General features: G+C 35.7%; 1 rRNA gene. It reads right to left on the reverse strand.

Annotation, left to right across the window (positions count from 1 at the left end):
* Positions 1-264 precede the first annotated feature (264 nt).
* A 16S ribosomal RNA gene (locus PSR9079_RS23500) occupies positions 265-350 on the reverse strand; the annotation flags it as partial.

The following is a 350-nucleotide window of genomic DNA, read 5'->3' on the forward strand; positions in this document are numbered from 1 at the left end:
TTAACTTCGCCAGAAGTTAATATTGAATACTAAAGTAGATACCAATCAATCAACTCAAAGAGTGATTAAATGGCACTGAATGATACTGCTATCATTCTTTTTTACTTTTGAAAACTCTGTACAAATAACAATGTTATTCATACGAATTTTATTATCAGCTTTTCCAAATTTTTAAAGAGCATATTAATTAGTTATCCCAAAGGGATACGCACTAATTAACAACCATCTGTGTGGACACTACGAACAAATAAGTTCTAAATCGTATAAGGAGGTGATCCAGCCCCAGGTTCCCCTAGGGCTACCTTGTTACGACTTCACCCCAGTCATGAATCACTCCGTGGTAAACGTCC

It is taken from the genome of Pseudoalteromonas rhizosphaerae, from assembly GCF_902498845.1.
GTDB lineage: Bacteria > Pseudomonadota > Gammaproteobacteria > Enterobacterales > Alteromonadaceae > Pseudoalteromonas > Pseudoalteromonas rhizosphaerae.